We start from the raw sequence: 1,511 nt of genomic DNA on the forward strand, positions 1-1,511 counted from the left end.
GCATTCACATTCTTGACACTCGTATCAAGATCAGAAAAGGCTGAACCAACATCGTTATGTGATTTAGTCGTTACCGTACCATCATCAGAAACATTAGAGATGTTATAAGTCGGAGCTGTAAAAACACCATCTTTAAATGCAGCATCTCCACCTAAAAACTTGGCAACATCCTCACCGATTGTGTTAACCTGTCCACCCGTGATTGCATCATGTGAACCCTTGGAAATATTACCATCAGCAACATTATGAAGACCTACAGCTGGAGAATCCTTACCTTTTCCTAAAGTCACACTTGTGTAATTAATGCTGCCATTTTCCTCACCTGTTTTATCATAATGAACAACTGCTGATTCATCAGACTGAAGACTGTTCGAAAGATCTTTCAAGCCTTTATCAAGCTGGCCTTTGTTAACAGCTTCATTATCGTTGGTCGCTGCCTTCACACCAGAAAGTGTCCGATCCGCACCAGACTTATTAGCAATAGTGATGCTCGTACCTTCTACTTCGCCACCAATATTGATAACCCTTGTCGTTTCATCCTGCTTAACAAGGCTATCTCCTACGACTTTGCTAATCTCCTTGTTAATCTCGTTATGAATGTTCGTGAAAGAACTGCCAACGCCTGCAAAAGCTTCCGCTACACTATCATAACTCTGCTCTTCAACAGTACTCCCATCTTCATTGATTGTTTTAACCTTAAAACTAGGAGCGGTCCATTGACCATTCTCATACTTGGCGCCACCTCCTAAAGACGTAGAAACCCCTGTGCCAAAGCTATGAAGCTGTGAGCCATTTACTGCATCATGTGAATCCTCGGCAATATTACCATTGCCAACATTATGCAATCCAACAGTACCTGTTTTGGGATCTCCAAAAGTTACACTATTCTTATTAACTTTACGCGCTGATCTGGTAAGTGTACTGACCCCTTCTGCATCTTCTTCTATATCGTAGAAAACTGCTACAGAACGCACTTCTTCAATTTCATTAGTAAGTGCATCCACGTTCTCATCAAGCTGACCTTTGTTAACAGCTTCATTAGCATGCTCTGCATCCTTCACGCCAGAAAGTATTCTATCCTTACTTTCCTTATCAGAAATACTGATATTCGTACCTTCTTTTTCACCACCTATCTTGATCAGATTGGACTTTTCATCAAACTTAACAAGACTATCACTTACCACATTGGTAATATCGTTTTTAATATTCGTGAAAGATGTACCAACATCAGCCAAAGCTTCTGCTACAGTATCATACTTCTTCTCTTCTTCAGTACCATCATCCTTAACAGTCTTAACCTTGAAACTAGGAGCGGTCCATTGACCATTCTCATACTTGGCGCCACCTCCTAAAGACGTAGAAACCCCTGTGCCAAAGCTATGAAGCTGTGAGCCATTTACTGCGTCTGTCGAAGTTTCACTGATAGATCCAGCTGCAAGAGACGTGATCTTGCTATTTTCCTTTTTACCATCTTCCCCATGCAGGGCGACAAAAGCACCTTCAGTCTTGCT

General features: G+C 41.5%; 1 pseudogene. It reads right to left on the reverse strand.

Annotated elements, in window-relative coordinates:
• Positions 1-1,511 (reverse strand): annotated as a pseudogene (locus ACFIJ8_RS08365) (hypothetical protein); the annotation flags it as partial.

Origin of the sequence: Bartonella sp. MF74HXZ (assembly GCF_042194445.1) — a bacterium.
GTDB lineage: Bacteria > Pseudomonadota > Alphaproteobacteria > Rhizobiales > Rhizobiaceae > Bartonella > Bartonella grahamii.